Origin of the sequence: Desulforhopalus vacuolatus, from assembly GCF_016918505.1 — a bacterium.
Lineage (GTDB): Bacteria > Desulfobacterota > Desulfobulbia > Desulfobulbales > Desulfocapsaceae > Desulforhopalus > Desulforhopalus vacuolatus.
The window spans coordinates 1-13,991 of record NZ_JAFFPZ010000014.1; the positions used below are offsets into that span (position 1 = coordinate 1).

Sequence of the window (13,991 nt, forward strand, 5' to 3'; positions counted from 1 at the left end):
GTGTAGGAATCCGTCATGACCTTGGAATGGACATAAATTACCGGGCATACAAACTTGGTAATCCTGCCACCGGGGGTCCCGGCTCCAGAGGCTCAGTGCAAATGGTTGAAGGCGGCCCCTGGCGGCCTGAGGAGTTTGCTGACGCTGGCGGCCCACCGGTTGATGCTCCTTCTGGTGATGGCGCACCAGGGGGGCCTCCAGGGGGGCCTCCAGGGGGTGGCAAAGGCAAAAAAGGTGGGCCGCCTCCAGGATTTAGCAGCAATCCGGTTGGAGGTTCATCGGCTGGAATGTCAATCCATAAGTCAGAGGGTCTGGTTCCCATAAACGATAAATGTGAGTCCAATATCCCGGGATTATATGCTGCCGGTGATGCACTTGGTTCATATATGGCCGGGGCAATCTATACCCAGATCGGATCCTCACTTGCCGGTTCTGCCGTACAGGGTGCAGTTGCAGGAACAGCGGCTTCCGAATACAGCAGGGACATTGACAGACCAGAAATGTCCAAAGCAGCAATGAAGAAGGTAGAGGATGAGATCCTTGCACCGTTAAAGAGAGAGGCTGGATATGGTCCTGCCTGGGTAACGCAGACTCTGCAGGGAATTATGATTCCAAATTTTGTGCTCTACATAAAAAAAGAAAGTCTCTTGAAGGCCTCCCTGGTTTTTATTGAAGAGCTGCGGGATCATCATATACCAATGCTGAGAGCTGCAGATATGCATGAATTACGGCTGGCTTTTGAAACCAGAAACATGATTATCAGCGCAGAGATGAAGCTCAAGGCATCAATTATGCGTACAGAGAGTCGCTGCAGTCACTATCGACTTGATTATCCTGAAATCGATACGAAGAACTGGAATGCCTGGATTAACATCTCCAAAGGGGCTGACGGTTCAATGCAGCTCGAAAAACAGCCTTTTGACAGCTGGCCGGGTTGATACCATTTACATTTTGTATTGGCGGATTCACAGACAGGGGGACGGGAAAAGGGAGACAGGAGACAGGAAAAAGCAAAAGGCTCCGTAGAGACGACCAATTTGGGCATCTGCAGCACAACGGGCGTTTCTACAATGAGATCAATTTTACATCCTGTTTATCCATTCCTCATCGTCAAAAAAGATGTCCACGCAATCGCGTTCTCTGGTCAGTAAAAAATGTGATTGGTATGATTGCTTTTTGCGGAATATCGTGAAACCTCCATGGGTGAGCAGATTGCTTTTCCCATGGAGGTTTGTGATTCATACAATGCTTCAAGATGAAACTGAAGAAAGTCACCCTCTGAGCCAGGCAGCGTGTTTCACGTTGTATCCGGGGAGATTTCCCATCTGTTGCTCTCAACCCGTTATCATGCGGGAAGAGAGGATTTTTCTCCAATAACCAGGAAGTGTTTTTTCAGATCGTTGTACATGCCCGTCTGCTCAAATCCTGCATTTATCAATTGTTCTTCAACCTGTTCCGGGAAAAATCTGATTGTGACAGGAGGTCCCTCCGACATCTCCTCCTTTTTCCAATCAGCAATAAAGATTTTTCCACCGGGCTTGAGAAGCCTGTGTGCCTCTCTGAGCATCAGAGCCTGGTTATGTAATTCGTGATACAGGTTTATCATAAACACCAGATCTGCAATTCCGTTATCAAGGGGGATTGCGTTTTCTTCGGTTTTTAACGGAATAATATTTGGGTATTTTTCCGGAATATTCTCCTTGAGCCAGTTGTACATTACGTCAGAAGAGTCGCAGGCATAGATAATCTCTGGCTGATATTTCTGCAGAAAAGCAATGCTGTAAAGGGCCGTTCCCGCGCCGATGTCAACAAGAACGTTCGGCTTTCCCATGGCCAGCTTTTCCCAGGGGTAATCGGGTGGGATATCTATTAATCTCTGGGGATTATTTAACTTCTCCAACTTCCGTGGATCAAATTTTCTCTCTTCCATAATAAATCCCTGCCACTCCTCTTTTTTGCTGCTTGAATGCAGAACGCCCGGCATGCAGGGGATGTGCTGCCTGTCACCCTTATGTCGGACGTCTGTTTGAACAGGTATTTTAGAAATTAAAAACTTTGGATTCAGCAGCCATATCGATCAAATGTGGTCCACCGTCGAGGAGCATGTTGGGGAAAAATTTTGTTTCGTCAATCTGGCGGTTTTTAGCACAGGGAGTACAGACACCAATCGGAACATGGTTCTCTACCAGATAAGGGAGATAATCATTCGGACAGTCACCTGTTTGTGTCTTCTGGGTAAGATATTTCTGCTTATTGGCCCATAAGACACCATCATCTATCAAAAAAATGTTTACAACATGACCTTTGGAATGAGCAATTTTGGCGAACTGAAGACACCTCGTTGCTTGAACATTGTCATCCTGACTTAACACAAACAGAAAATTTGCCATTTGTTCCTCCTCTCCTGGGTTACTGTTTTTTTCGTAGTGAAAACTACAACGCTTTCCTGCCCGGCAGGAGTAATCTCCTCCGTTCAGGGCTTCTGTTTCCTGCACAAAAAAATCCACTCTGACAGATTGCCGAAGTGGACTTTGCAACACCGAAAGAAAAAGGAACCTTTACTCGAAGGCCTCTTTAACTTTCCAGTTTTTCCAGACATTACTGACAAGATCCGGCCCCGGTTTCAATACTGTTTTGCCCGGTTTCCAACCCGATGGGCAGACTTCCGCACTTTTCGTTGCCCGCACGTGCTGGAACGCCTGAATCTGACGCAGGGTTTCAAGCACATTACGACCAACGGGAGGAGTCAGGACTTCGAAACCGACAACAGTGCCATCCGGGTCAATGAGAAAACGACCGCGAACATCAACGCCAGCATCTTCATCATACACCCCGTACATCTCGCCAACTTTTCCGCCACCGTCTGAAAGCATGGGGAAAGGAACCTTCCCTGCGGTTATCATTTTGCTGAGTTCATTATCAGTCCACACTTTATGTACAAAAGCACTGTCCACACTCATGGAGAGAACCTGTACACCAAGCTTTTCAAATTCTGCATTTTTTTCAGCGACCGCTGAAACTTCGGTAGCTCAGACGAATGTAAAATCGCCTGGATAAAAGCAGAGTACAACCCATTTCCCGAGGTAATCAAAAAGCTTTACCTCAGTAAATCCTCCATCCTTATAGGCCGAGACCGCAAAGTCCGGCGCTTTTTTACCAATTCGTACCATGGGTTTTGTCTCCTTTTGGGGTTCCATTTTCTCAACCAAAGGTTTTGCCGCACTGTCTACAGAGTCATGTGCGGGACGCGAGCATCCAACTTCCATTTTTGCCTCCCATGAAAAGTTGTTTATCACTCCTGATTCAGGAATGATTACTAAATAAAGAATAGAACAAATATAGGAAATATCAATATCTATTTTCCTGTTTAACAGGCTGATTCTATCTTAGCGAAGTGGGGAGAGGGTACAGTCCAGGACGTTTTTTCAATTCGTTGCAACCTTTTTAAGTTCTGTATTGACCTTTATTTGTTTTCACCACCCCTTATATTGGTTGTTGAGTTCTACTCAAGACAGTAAAGCAAAATGACACCATCCATCCAAAATCAAGGGAGACATTCCATGAACATCGTTGAAGCGGCTGAAAAACGTTACTCTACCAAAAAATTTGATCCCCGCAGAAAACTCACTGAAGAGCAGATTGGACAGCTGAAAACCCTGCTGCGCCTGAGTCCTTCCAGCGTCAATTCACAGCCGTGGCATTTTATCATTGCCAGTACTGACGAAGGGCTGGCACGTATCGCCAAAGGGGTGCAGGGAGCTTTTGCCTTTAATGAGCCCAAAGTGAAGGATGCTTCTCTCTCCGTTGTTTTCTGTGCGAAAACAGATATTGATGAAAAATATCTGAAACACGTGCTGGATGTTGAAGAGAAGGGTGGACGCCTGCCGAACGAGGAAGTGAAAGCGCAGATCAATGCCGGTCGCACTTATTTTGTGAACGTACACCGCTTTGATTTGAAAGATGTGAATCACTGGATGGAGAAGCAGGTCTATCTCAATATGGGGACACTGCTTCTCGGAGCTGCTGCTCTGGGGATTGATGCTGTGCCCATGGAAGGGATTGACGCCAGGGCCATGGATGAAGAATTTGGCCTGCGTGAAAAAGGGTTTACTGCGGTGGCGGTTCTCTCTTTTGGTTACCGGGCCGAAGACGATCTTAATGCCAAAGCACCGAAAGTCCGCTTTGCAGAGGATGAGATTTTCACCATCCTTTAATTGAAGGGAACCTTGAAACAGCCTGCATTCGTTCATATTCGAGGCACAGCAGGAGAATTACTGCAGGGATAATCCCATTTACATTTTGTATTGGCGGATTCAAAGCCAGGGGCGAGAAAAGGGAGACGGGAGACGGGAGACGGGAGACAGGAAAAAGCAAAAGACTCCGTAGAGGCGACCAATTTGGGCATCTCCAGCACAACGGGTGTTTCTACAATGAGATCAATTTTACATCCTCTTTATCCATTCCTCATCGCCAAAAAAGATCTCCACGAAATCGCGTTCTCTGGTCAGTAAAAAATGTGATTGGGATAACTTTGATATCAAAGCCTGGAGCTTCCCTCCGAGGATAATTGTTTGACTGTAACTAACATCCGTTGTGGGATGAGACTGTTTCGAGGTACTTTTGTGAAAGACGGAACAGCGAAAAAAGGCATTTTATATAAAACCTTTCGCCTGTTTCGTTGACCATCCAATTTTTGGTTTTCCGTCTTTTGCCTGCCTCCCGTCTCCCCTTTCTCCCGTCCTTCCGCCTTTTGTTTTTCCACAGGTTTTTGAGAAGTTACAAAAAAAGTTGTTATACCATTTACATTTTGTATTAACCAGAGAACGAGTAAAGATAGAACAACAGCAATTCTCTGTTTAATTTTAAAATCTTTTTTAAAGTTTTTTGCCTTTATTCGCATGTTTAGAGCTTTTATTCGTTGGCAAAAAGTTTTTCGCTGTTCCGTCTTTTGCTTTTCCCTGTCTCCCGTCTCCTTTCTCCTGTCTCCCATCCCCCTGCCTTTGAATTCGCCAATAGAAAGTGAAAATGGCATTTAGTACGGTCACAACTTAATAGGAATGGTATTAACTCTGGACTATAGCGTGAATTTCACCTTCACACATTGAATTCAATTTTGACTTTCCATAATGAATCGTCTACCTTGAAAAGAGAGAATATTTGAGCTGTTTTATAACCCCTTAAAGGAGGAGGAATACAGATGTATAAAACTATTCTTTGCGCAATAGAAGCTTCCCCGGAAGGGAAGGAAGTCCTCTCTAAAGCTGCTGAACTGGCAGCCCTCTACGGCAGTAAGCTTCTGGTAATACATGTTTTACCGTATTCGGTCCTGCCAAAAGATTATCAAAAAGAATTAAAAAAAGAGGTCTCTCCGAAGGTACATGAAATTCTCAAGTCGGTCGGGGTGCCCGACAAGGACTGTTTTATTAAGACAGGCAAGCCCTATTCCAGAATCTGCCGGGAGGCGGAAAAGAGGAATGCCGATTTGATTATTCTCGGAACACACTCGAAAAAAGGTGTTCGCAGCATGCTTGGTTCCACCGCCCATGGTGTCTGTAATTACGCCAAATGTGATGTGACACTGTTCAGAATCTGCTGAGGGGTCACCTGATCTTTTCGAGGATCGTTCTCTTCGTTATTTTTTTCAACTACGCGCGTCGGCAAAAGGGTGGTTCCCTGTAATTTCATCCTTTCCGCCGGCGACGTTGAAGTCGGCTGCTGTCTCTCTCCGTTTATCCTTCTCTTCTCCAATTGCACTTTGCCGTTTTCCTCTTCTTCATCCCGGGGTACTGTAGACGTGGGTGCAGCGGAAGCACTTTTTCCGTTACGGCCTTCTTCTGGATCAGGGTGCTGTTATTCACGAAACATTTTCAAAATAGAGATCTGCATGAACAAAATTCTTTTACTCCTGGCTCATCCAGCCTTCGGTCGTTCCGTTGCCAACGCTGCACTGTATTCTGCGGTGGAGGGGATGGAAGGGGTCACCTGCCGTGATCTTTATGACCTCTCCCCCGATTTTTTTATTGATGTTGAAAAAGAGCAGGAGCTGCTGCTTGCCCATGACATCATCCTTCAACAGTATCCTCTCTTCTGGTACTCGACCCCCTCGCTGCTTAAAGAGTGGACGGATCTCGTTTTTGAGCATGGCTGGGCCTATGGCAGTGACGGGGAGTCGTTGCGGGGAAAATATTTCATGCAGGCGATTACCACCGGCAGTGAGGCCGAGACCTACGCCTGGGGCGAGCGCAGTTCCATGCCGCTGGTCAGCTATCTTGCACCGCAGAGGGCTACTGCCCGGCTCTGTGGCATGCACTGGCTGCCGCCCTTCGTCGCTGCGGGAGTTCACTTCGAAAGCAGGGCGGTACTGGCCCGTGAGGGGCAGCGCTATCGCCGTTTGCTTGAGGCACTGCAGCAGTGCAGCCAGCTTGAGGAACTGGCAGAGAAATATCGAATTACTGACGGCCCGGTACCGGAGGCGAACGCCCTTGATCGGGATCTCTTGAAGGGAGAGTCTAATGGATAATTTTCTCCTGCAGCTCTTACTTTTCTGTACCGCTGCTATTGTTGCGGTGCCGCTGGCGCGAAAATTTGGTCTCAGCTCGGTACTCGGTTATCTCCTCGCAGGTATCGTCATTGGCCCCTTTGGCCTGTCGCTGATCGGCGATGTAGAGAGCGTGATGCACTTTACCGAATTTGGTGTGGTAATGATGCTCTTTCTCATTGGGCTGGAGCTGAAACCGAGTCTGCTCTGGCGGATGCGCACTCCCATTCTTGGCATGGGTGGAGTGCAGGTGGTCGGGACAGCGCTTGTTATCTGCCTGATCGGCTCGTTCTTTGTTCCGTGGCAGACCTCCCTCGCGCTGGGACTTATCGTTTCGCTCTCCTCTACCGCCATTGTGTTGCAGACCATGCGGGAGAAAGGAACCATGGAGACCACTGCCGGGCGTGCCGTCTTCTCCATCCTGTTGTTTCAAGATCTCGCCGTTATCCCCATTCTCACTATCCTGCCACTGCTGGCGCTCTCTCCGGCACAGGGCGGTTCCGGCGGGGAGGCCGCCCTGCTGGATATCTCCACCCTGCCGACCCTGTGGCGCGTTGCAGCTACCCTTGGGGCAATCGGATCTATTTTTGTCGGCGGGAAATATCTCGCCCGGCCGATTTTCAGAATCATTGCAGCTACGCGGGTTCGTGAGATCTTCATTGCCGTGGCCCTGGCGATAGTGGTGGGAATTTCCCTGTTGATGACGGTTGTAGGACTCAGCCCGGCGCTCGGAGCATTCCTCGCCGGGCTGGTGCTCGCCGACAGCGAATATCGCTATGAGCTGGAGAGTGACATTGATCCGTTCAAGGGACTGCTTCTCGGTGTCTTTTTCATCTCCATCGGTGCCAGTCTCGATTTTTTCTTTATCAGCCACCATCTGTTGTTGATCGCAGCTCTTGTCATCAGTCTGCTGCTCATTAAAGGGCTGATTCTTTATGGCATTGGTTTTCTTTTCCGCACCCCGGGAGAGGGACGCTGCTACCTTGCGGCCGCGCTGGTCCAGGCCGGGGAATTTGCCTTTGTTCTCTTTGAATTTTCACGCAGCAACGGTGTGCTGACGGATAACATAATTACTCCGTGCGTCTCGGCGGTTACCATCTCCATGTTCCTTGCACCCCTGTTCTTTATTCTACAGGAGCGGTTGACCGGTCGCAGCGGTAATGAGGAGCAGCAGCGGGAGGCAGACTCTATCAAAAAGAAGGGGGCGAGGGTCATTCTCTCCGGCTTCGGCAGGGTTGGTGCCGATGTGGGGCGTTTCCTCCTTTCCACGGGTATCCACCCGGTTATCGTTGATTCGGATTCCGGCAACGTTGCCACTCTGCGCCGCTTTGGCTTTGAAGTGTATTACGGCGATGTCGGCCGGCTTGAGCTTCTTGAGGCTGCCGGTGCTGCCGAGGCGGAACTGCTGGTGGTTACTGATCGTGATACCGAGAAGGCACAGGCGCTGATAACCCTCGCCCGGGAACACTTCCCGCAGTTGAAGATCGTTGCCAGCGCCAGCGACCGGAGCGCGACCTACGATCTGATGGATATCGGTGTCTCTGCCATCCGTCGTGAAACCTTTGGCGGTGCTGTCGAGCTGGGTCGCGAGGTGCTTGTCTGTCTTGGTTTTCGCCGCTATGAGGCGTATCGTCTGGCTCGCCTCTTCCGCCATCAGGCTGAGGCATTCCTGCCGAAACTCTATCACGCTCACCGCAGGCAGAGTGCGGCGGAGTATCAGCTTCTCTATCGGCGTCATACATCCCGAATGGCCGCATTGCTGCAGGCCGAAGGGGAGAATAACGTGGGGCTGAGCGAGAAGGCGTGGCTTGCATCACGCGGGGAGGATTGAGATGGAGCACTTTTTACTCCAGATTTTTGTTTTTTTCGTCGCTGCGGCGATTGCTGTGCCGGTGGCAAAGAAAACAGGTATCGGGTCCGTGCTTGGATATCTTGCCGCCGGGGTGGTTATCGGCCCCTTCGGGCTGTCGTTGATTGGTGATGTGGAAAGCGTGATGCATTTCACCGAGTTCGGTGTGGTGATGATGCTCTTTCTGATTGGTCTTGAGATGAAGCCTGCTGTACTCTGGCAGATGCGTAACAGCATCCTTGGCCTTGGCGGCGGGCAGGTGGTGGTGACGACACTGCTTATCATGTTCGCCGGGGTCTGGTTTCTCCCCGGGCGGCAGGCGCTCGTCCTTGGACTGATCCTCTCGCTTTCCTCTACAGCAATCGTCCTGCAGCTGTTGAAGGACCGGGGTCGCAGCGACACCTCCGTCGGACGGTCAATCTTTTCGGTGGTGCTCTTTCATGACCTTGCGATAGTACCAATCATGGCGCTGCTGCCGCTGCTCGCTACTGTCGGTGCCCATGAGAGTGTCCAGCATAAAGTACTGGCTGATATCAGCGGTTTCTCCGGAGGAGTTCGTTTTCTCCTTACCATGCTGGCCATCTCCGCTGTCTTTTTCATGGGGCGTTTCGTCACGAAGCCGCTTTTTCGCGCCATTGCCCTGACAGGGATGCGGGAGCTCTTCGCCGCAGCCTCCCTTGCACTGGTGGTGGCGAGTTCGCTGCTGATGACAGTGGTCGGCCTGCCCGCTCCTCTTGGTACTTTTCTTGCGGGAGTGGTGCTGGCGGAGAGTGAATATCGCCACGAGCTGGAGAGTAATATTGAGCCCTTTAAAGGTCTGTTGCTCGGTATCTTCTTCATCTCTATCGGAGCCAGCCTGAACTTTGCACTGCTCAGAGAGCAGTGGTGGGTAGTCTGTCTGCTGGTGGCGGGGATAGTGGTGTTCAAGTTCGTCGTCCTCTATCTGATCGCCGTTCTTTTCCGTCTCCCGGCGCATGAACGCGGCTATTTTTCCATCGTCCCCGCCCAGGGTGGTACCTTTGCCTTTATTCTGCTGCCCTTTGCGGTGCAGAGCGGCGCGTTACCGGCGGTGGTGGCCGAGCTGGTGCTCACTGCGGTGGTGATCACGATGTTCCTCACACCGTTGATGGCGACAGGCTGGGAGAAATTCATTGAGCGCAGGGTAGAATCGAAGAAGGGCGCTGACGATCTCTCGCCGCAGGGGCAGCGGGTGATTATTGCCGGTTTTGGCCGCCTCGGCACAGACCTCGGCCGTCTGCTGATTTCGGTGGGGATCAAACCTGTCATCCTCGATCACGATCCCGTCGGCGTAGAGACGCTGCGCAACTTCGGCTTTAAGGTCTTTTACGGTGATGTAACCCGGCTTGATCTTCTTGAAGCAGCTGGTATTGCAGAGGCCAGTATGCTGATCGTCACCATAAGTAACGCTGAGAAGGCAAAAGAACTGGTGGAACTGGTGCAGAAACACTACCCGCATCTTGAAATCGCCATTGCGGTGGACGACTGGCGTGCTGTCTTTGAAATGAAAGATCTCGGGGTGTCGCTCATCCGTCGCGAGACCCGCGACTCCGCGCTTGATCTTGGCGTGGACTGCCTGAAACTGCTCGGTATGCATTCCTACGAGGCCTTTCGCCTGCTGCGGATGTTCAAACACCAGGATCTCAGGGCAAGTGACGACCTCTATGAGGTCTGGCGGGAGAAGGGGGAAGAGACCTTTATCTCTTCCTTCCGCGATTATAATAACAACCTCACCGCGCTGTTGCAGCGTGCCCAGACCACCAATATGGAAGAGGCTGGGAGAGGCTGGGCCTCAGATAAAATTATCAGGGCGACTGGTGGCCGTCCCGCCGATCCTCCGGAAGTCGGAGGATGATAAGCGCCGGTCTTTCTTTTTCCTGTCGACGGTGTTCTGAACTGGCGTTCCACGTGCAGGAAAAGTGAGTTGAGTACAGCAAAAAAAGTTTTCCCCGCAGTATAAAAAAGAGTGAAAAAAGGCTCTGGACATTTTATTGTCCGGAGCCTTTTTCCTGCTGCAGGCATGAAATAACGCCATGATGCGTCATGTTTCCTCTTATTCCATGCTTCTGAAAGTGAAAAGTTGTACTCTGTCTCCTCCTCCCGCAGGGAGGGCTCTGTCCTTTCAATCATTTCCCAGGTTTACTGTTATGAAATTGCCCTTTTCAGGTTTAACTTCTCTGAGGCTTCCACTCCTTGCCCGGCATCGGACAGCCTTCAAGACCAACAGCGCCAATGCATGGATGATTTTGCTTGCTATCGGTATTGGCGCACTGACCGGGCTTGTCGGTGGTGCCTTTCGCCTGCTGCTTGTTGAGCTGGCGGATCTGCGGGATATTTTTTTCAATAACCCGAAAATCCTTGGTCCCTACGGTCTCTTCGTCGGAATTGGCATTGCCACTCTCTCCATATTCATTGGTCTTACGGCGGTGCGGAAACTGGCGAAGGAGGCTGGCGGCAGCGGGATTCAGGAGATTGAAGGCGGGCTGGACGGCCTGCGTCCCTTCCGCTGGAAGCGGGTCATCCCGGTGAAATTTTTTGCTTCCCTCTTCACCATTGGACCGGGGCTGCTTCTTGGCCGCGAAGGACCAACCGTGCAGCTCGGAGCCAATATTGGCAAGATGGTGAAGGATATCTTTCGTCAGCCGGAGCATCAAAACAACCCGCTGATTTCTACCGGGGCCGCCGCTGGACTGGCCGCCGCCTTTGATGCCCCGCTGGCGGGAATGCTGTTTGTTATTGAGGAGATGGAAGGCCACTTTCGTTTCAACTTTCTGTCTCTCTCCTGCGTCATGCTGGGGTCGGCGGTTGCCACCATTGTGGTCAGCATGATAACCCATACACGGGTGGTCATTCCCATGGCGGTCTATGACATGCCTTCCTTTGAGTCTATGTGGATCTTTTTGATTTTCGGGCTCTTTGTTGGAGTTCTCGGGCTGGTTTTCAATACTTTACTGCTCTCCTGTCTTGATTTCTTCGGCCGTCTCAATCTGCCGCCGATTTTCCTCTCTTTCATGCTTGCCTGCATCGTTGTTCTGATCGGCAACCAGAATCTTGAGATGGTTGGTGCTGATTTTGGAATGATTGACCAATTATTTTCGGGAGATCATACCGTTACCACTCTTCTTATTCTTTTTGCAGTGCGAATGATACTGGGAATTATCTGCTACAGTACGGGGGTTCCGGGGGGGATCTTTGCACCGATGATTATTCTCGGTATTACCTTCGGCATGGCGTTCGGTATAGCGCTGCAGGAGTTTCTGCCAGGGCTCAATCTGCCGCCGGTGATTTTTGCCCTTGTGGGCATGGGCAGCTTTTTTTCCGCTGCCGTGCGTGCCCCTCTTACCGGAGTGCTGCTGGTCGTGGAGATGACTTCCAACTACGAGCTGATGCTGCCGCTTATACTGGCAGCGTCTGCCTCTGCGGTCTTGACCTCTTTTCTCGGAAACAAACCGATATACGCCTCACTGCTGGGCAGAACCCTTGCTGCGGCCAAAGAGGAAAAAAAACAGGAGCTGCTGAAGAAGAGGCAGAGTGAGGATGCAGAAGGGTGAGTTTCTCCGGGCGGTCTGATACCATTCCTATTACGTTGTGATCCGTTTTGCATCCTGTTTATCCATTCGTGGTTACAAACGACAAAAGGAACCACGAATGGACACGGATAAACACGAAGTATTACTCATTCGTAATCGCCAGAAAAGATGTCCACGCAGTTGCGTTCTCTGTGATAAGTCAGGCGCATCTGTCGCTCAGTCAGCTGCGCTGCTCTCTTCAGCGGCGAGACGCGCCGCCGTGAGAATGCGCCCGCTCTCGTGACCGCCGGGGGTGTTTGGGACGGTAGAACCGAGGATGAGGTCGACAACCTCACCACGATGAAATTTTTCGCGGGGAACGGCAGGCAGCAGCCGCTCGTCGGTGCTGGAGGGATGAAGCAGGCCGCTTTCAATCATCATTTCCACAGCTCTGCGGCTCAGAGACTCACTGCAGGAGAGGCTTTCCACGAGCTTTTCTGTCGAGACAGGTTTTTTTTCATCGAAATGCTGATAGATCTCTTCGAGAATATCGAAGGCGGCGGCAAGACTGACAGCTGGTTTACTGTCATCTTCAAGAAAAACCACAGTGTGCATGTTCTGCAGGGTCCAGGCGACCTGAGCCCCGAGCAGGATAAAGAGCCAGCCGAGGTAAATCCAGGCAAGAAAGAGCGGTGCCGAGGCGAAGGTTCCGTAGATGGCATTGTATTTTGCCACACCGACCTGCAGGGAAATATAGATGTTCTGCACGATAAACCAGAGGGTCGCGGCGAGGAGGGCGCCAAGCATTGCGGGAATACTTTTCACCTTCGTGCAGGGGAAAAAAATGTAGACGGCATAAAGTGAAATGGCGATGAAGAAGATGGGCAGCGCCTGGAAGAGCAGGGGTTGTAACCAGGCAAAGGGAAGAAATATGTTGAGTTTCTGTGCCAGTACCGGGTGTTTGAGAAAGGTGCTGGCGGCAAAGGCAATATTCACGGAAAGCGGAAAAAGGAAGAGCAGAGTTATGTAGTCCGACAGCTTGCGCAGCAGTGGACGTCCGTCCTTCACTTTCCAGATAATGTTCAACGCTTTCTCCACGTGGCTGAGCATCAGCAGAACGGTGACGAGAATACCTGCGACCCCGAAACTGCCGAGAGTGGCAAAATTGGTGCGGTCCACATAGTTAAAAATCGTGTTGACCGCAGAGCGCATTGCTGAAGTCAGCGTTTTCTCGGAGGGGCTCTCTTCCCTCGCTGCATCGCTGATACCTGGAAGTGGTTCTTTCTTCCCTCTGACACCGAAGGTATGAGAATCAAATCCCTGGTAGTGCTCAATGTTGTCAATATAGGAGAAGGCTATTTTCTTCAGCTGGTCGCCGCCGCCGAGCCCCTTTACCACCGCTGTACTCATGGCAAGCATGGGAACGAGGGAGAGAAGCAGCGTGCAGGTCATCGCGCCGGAGCGCAGCGAGAGATTGTTGCGCAGAAATTGCTGCAGGGTGACAGCAATCAGGCTGCAGAGAAAATGCAGTTGTCGTTTCCATTGGGAGAGCCCGGCAGGGCTGGTGTCAATCCAGTGGATGAATTTTTCGACGAAGTTGGAGAGCATGGCGGCGGGCGGTTCAGACGAGAATCTCTTTCTTGCCTATTGCCTCTCCTTTGATTTTATCAAGAATTTCAGCAAGCACAGCTTTTACATTCTCCCGGATATCTCCGGCAACGATGATGTAAAGCAGGTCGTCTCCGGGATGAAAGATCCCGGATTTCGCCTCAACGAGAATCTCCCAAATACCGGGTTTTGCCAGGTATTCCTGACGGAAGGCCTCTACCATCTTCTGGTCGGGGATGACTTCAAGAGATTGTACCGGGCTGTGTTCGTCACGCGACCAGTTGCGTACAACCCCGTTGTGGATGAGAATCATGCCGACGTTGTCAGCGAAATCGGGGCGTTTTTTCAGTTCTGCAAGTTCTTTGTTAATATCCATGAATTCGCTCTGTGTTGTGTTGCCAGCAGATTTCACCGCAGCTGGATGCCAGGGGAATTCTGATGACTTTTATGCTGGTTTTACCGCAGTTTT

General features: G+C 50.8%; 12 protein-coding genes and 1 pseudogene. 7 read left to right on the forward strand and 6 right to left on the reverse strand.

What is annotated here, in order from left to right; all coding sequences use genetic code 11:
* Positions 1–938: pseudogene (locus JWG39_RS09860) on the forward strand (FAD-dependent oxidoreductase); the annotation flags it as partial.
* Positions 939–1,345: 407 nt separating this feature from the next.
* Here the strand turns inward: JWG39_RS09860 and JWG39_RS09865 are convergent.
* The 3 genes from JWG39_RS09865 to prxU form a co-directional block, all read right to left on the reverse strand.
* Entirely contained in the window at positions 1,346–1,930 is a 585-nt protein-coding gene (locus JWG39_RS09865) for a class I SAM-dependent methyltransferase (protein WP_205219229.1), read from the reverse strand.
* A 109-nt stretch (positions 1,931–2,039) separates the two neighbouring features.
* A complete protein-coding gene (locus JWG39_RS09870) occupies positions 2,040–2,495 on the reverse strand; it encodes a DsrE family protein (RefSeq protein ID WP_338032201.1) in 456 nt (151 codons plus the stop codon).
* A 63-nt stretch (positions 2,496–2,558) separates the two neighbouring features.
* Positions 2,559–3,266, reverse strand: a complete 708-nt coding sequence (prxU, locus tag JWG39_RS09875) for a thioredoxin-dependent peroxiredoxin (protein ID WP_205219230.1) — start codon at positions 3,264–3,266, stop codon at positions 2,559–2,561.
* 294 nt (positions 3,267–3,560) lie between these two features.
* Between prxU and nfsB the strand changes: the two genes are divergently transcribed.
* Positions 3,561–4,214, forward strand: a complete 654-nt coding sequence (gene nfsB, locus JWG39_RS09880; protein ID WP_205219231.1) for an oxygen-insensitive NAD(P)H nitroreductase — start codon at positions 3,561–3,563, stop codon at positions 4,212–4,214.
* Positions 4,215–4,537: 323 nt separating this feature from the next.
* Here the strand turns inward: nfsB and JWG39_RS09885 are convergent, their stop codons facing one another.
* Positions 4,538–5,032: a hypothetical protein gene (locus JWG39_RS09885; protein WP_205219232.1), complete on the reverse strand. Its 495-nt coding sequence runs from the start codon at positions 5,030–5,032 to the stop codon at positions 4,538–4,540.
* A gap of 165 nt (positions 5,033–5,197) precedes the next feature.
* Here JWG39_RS09885 and JWG39_RS09890 point away from each other — a divergent pair, with 165 nt between their 5' ends.
* The 5 genes from JWG39_RS09890 (at position 5,198) to clcA (ending at position 11,956) form a co-directional block, all read left to right on the forward strand.
* Positions 5,198–5,596: a universal stress protein gene (locus JWG39_RS09890; RefSeq protein ID WP_205219233.1), complete on the forward strand. Its 399-nt coding sequence runs from the start codon at positions 5,198–5,200 to the stop codon at positions 5,594–5,596.
* Positions 5,597–5,884: 288 nt separating this feature from the next.
* Positions 5,885–6,520 carry an NAD(P)H-dependent oxidoreductase gene (locus tag JWG39_RS09895; protein ID WP_205219234.1) on the forward strand — a complete coding sequence of 212 codons (636 nt, stop codon included), beginning with the start codon at positions 5,885–5,887 and terminating at the stop codon, positions 6,518–6,520.
* Positions 6,513–8,369, forward strand: coding sequence for a monovalent cation:proton antiporter-2 (CPA2) family protein (locus tag JWG39_RS09900; protein ID WP_205219235.1), 1,857 nt, complete (start codon positions 6,513–6,515; stop codon positions 8,367–8,369). The genes JWG39_RS09895 and JWG39_RS09900 overlap by 8 nt, the downstream gene beginning before the upstream one ends.
* A gap of 1 nt (position 8,370) precedes the next feature.
* The gene (locus JWG39_RS09905) at positions 8,371–10,260 is read left to right on the forward strand and encodes a cation:proton antiporter domain-containing protein (protein WP_205219236.1); all 1,890 of its coding nucleotides are present in this window, start codon (positions 8,371–8,373) and stop codon (positions 10,258–10,260) included.
* A 292-nt stretch (positions 10,261–10,552) separates the two neighbouring features.
* Positions 10,553–11,956, forward strand: a complete 1,404-nt coding sequence (gene clcA, locus JWG39_RS09910; RefSeq protein WP_205219237.1) for a H(+)/Cl(-) exchange transporter ClcA — start codon at positions 10,553–10,555, stop codon at positions 11,954–11,956.
* A 195-nt stretch (positions 11,957–12,151) separates the two neighbouring features.
* Here clcA and JWG39_RS09915 read toward each other — a convergent pair whose 3' ends face one another.
* A complete protein-coding gene (locus JWG39_RS09915) occupies positions 12,152–13,522 on the reverse strand; it encodes a YihY/virulence factor BrkB family protein (RefSeq protein WP_205219238.1) in 1,371 nt (456 codons plus the stop codon).
* 13 nt (positions 13,523–13,535) lie between these two features.
* Positions 13,536–13,898: a molybdenum cofactor biosynthesis protein MoaE gene (locus JWG39_RS09920; protein WP_205219239.1), complete on the reverse strand. Its 363-nt coding sequence runs from the start codon at positions 13,896–13,898 to the stop codon at positions 13,536–13,538.
* Positions 13,899–13,991 lie beyond the last annotated feature (93 nt).

Bases quoted from the DNA above. Each gene is read 5' to 3' on its own strand.
- JWG39_RS09865 (WP_205219229.1), bottom strand. From the start codon at position 1,930: ATGGAAGAGAGAAAATTTGATCCACGGAAGTTGGAGAAGTTAAATAAT.
- nfsB (WP_205219231.1), top strand. From the start codon at position 3,561: ATGAACATCGTTGAAGCGGCTGAAAAACGTTACTCTACCAAAAAATTT.
- JWG39_RS09885 (WP_205219232.1), bottom strand. From the start codon at position 5,032: ATGCCATTTTCACTTTCTATTGGCGAATTCAAAGGCAGGGGGATGGGA.
- JWG39_RS09890 (WP_205219233.1), top strand. From the start codon at position 5,198: ATGTATAAAACTATTCTTTGCGCAATAGAAGCTTCCCCGGAAGGGAAG.
- JWG39_RS09895 (WP_205219234.1), top strand. From the start codon at position 5,885: ATGAACAAAATTCTTTTACTCCTGGCTCATCCAGCCTTCGGTCGTTCC.
- JWG39_RS09900 (WP_205219235.1), top strand. From the start codon at position 6,513: ATGGATAATTTTCTCCTGCAGCTCTTACTTTTCTGTACCGCTGCTATT.
- JWG39_RS09905 (WP_205219236.1), top strand. From the start codon at position 8,371: ATGGAGCACTTTTTACTCCAGATTTTTGTTTTTTTCGTCGCTGCGGCG.
- clcA (WP_205219237.1), top strand. From the start codon at position 10,553: ATGAAATTGCCCTTTTCAGGTTTAACTTCTCTGAGGCTTCCACTCCTT.
- JWG39_RS09915 (WP_205219238.1), bottom strand. From the start codon at position 13,522: ATGCTCTCCAACTTCGTCGAAAAATTCATCCACTGGATTGACACCAGC.
- JWG39_RS09920 (WP_205219239.1), bottom strand. From the start codon at position 13,898: ATGGATATTAACAAAGAACTTGCAGAACTGAAAAAACGCCCCGATTTC.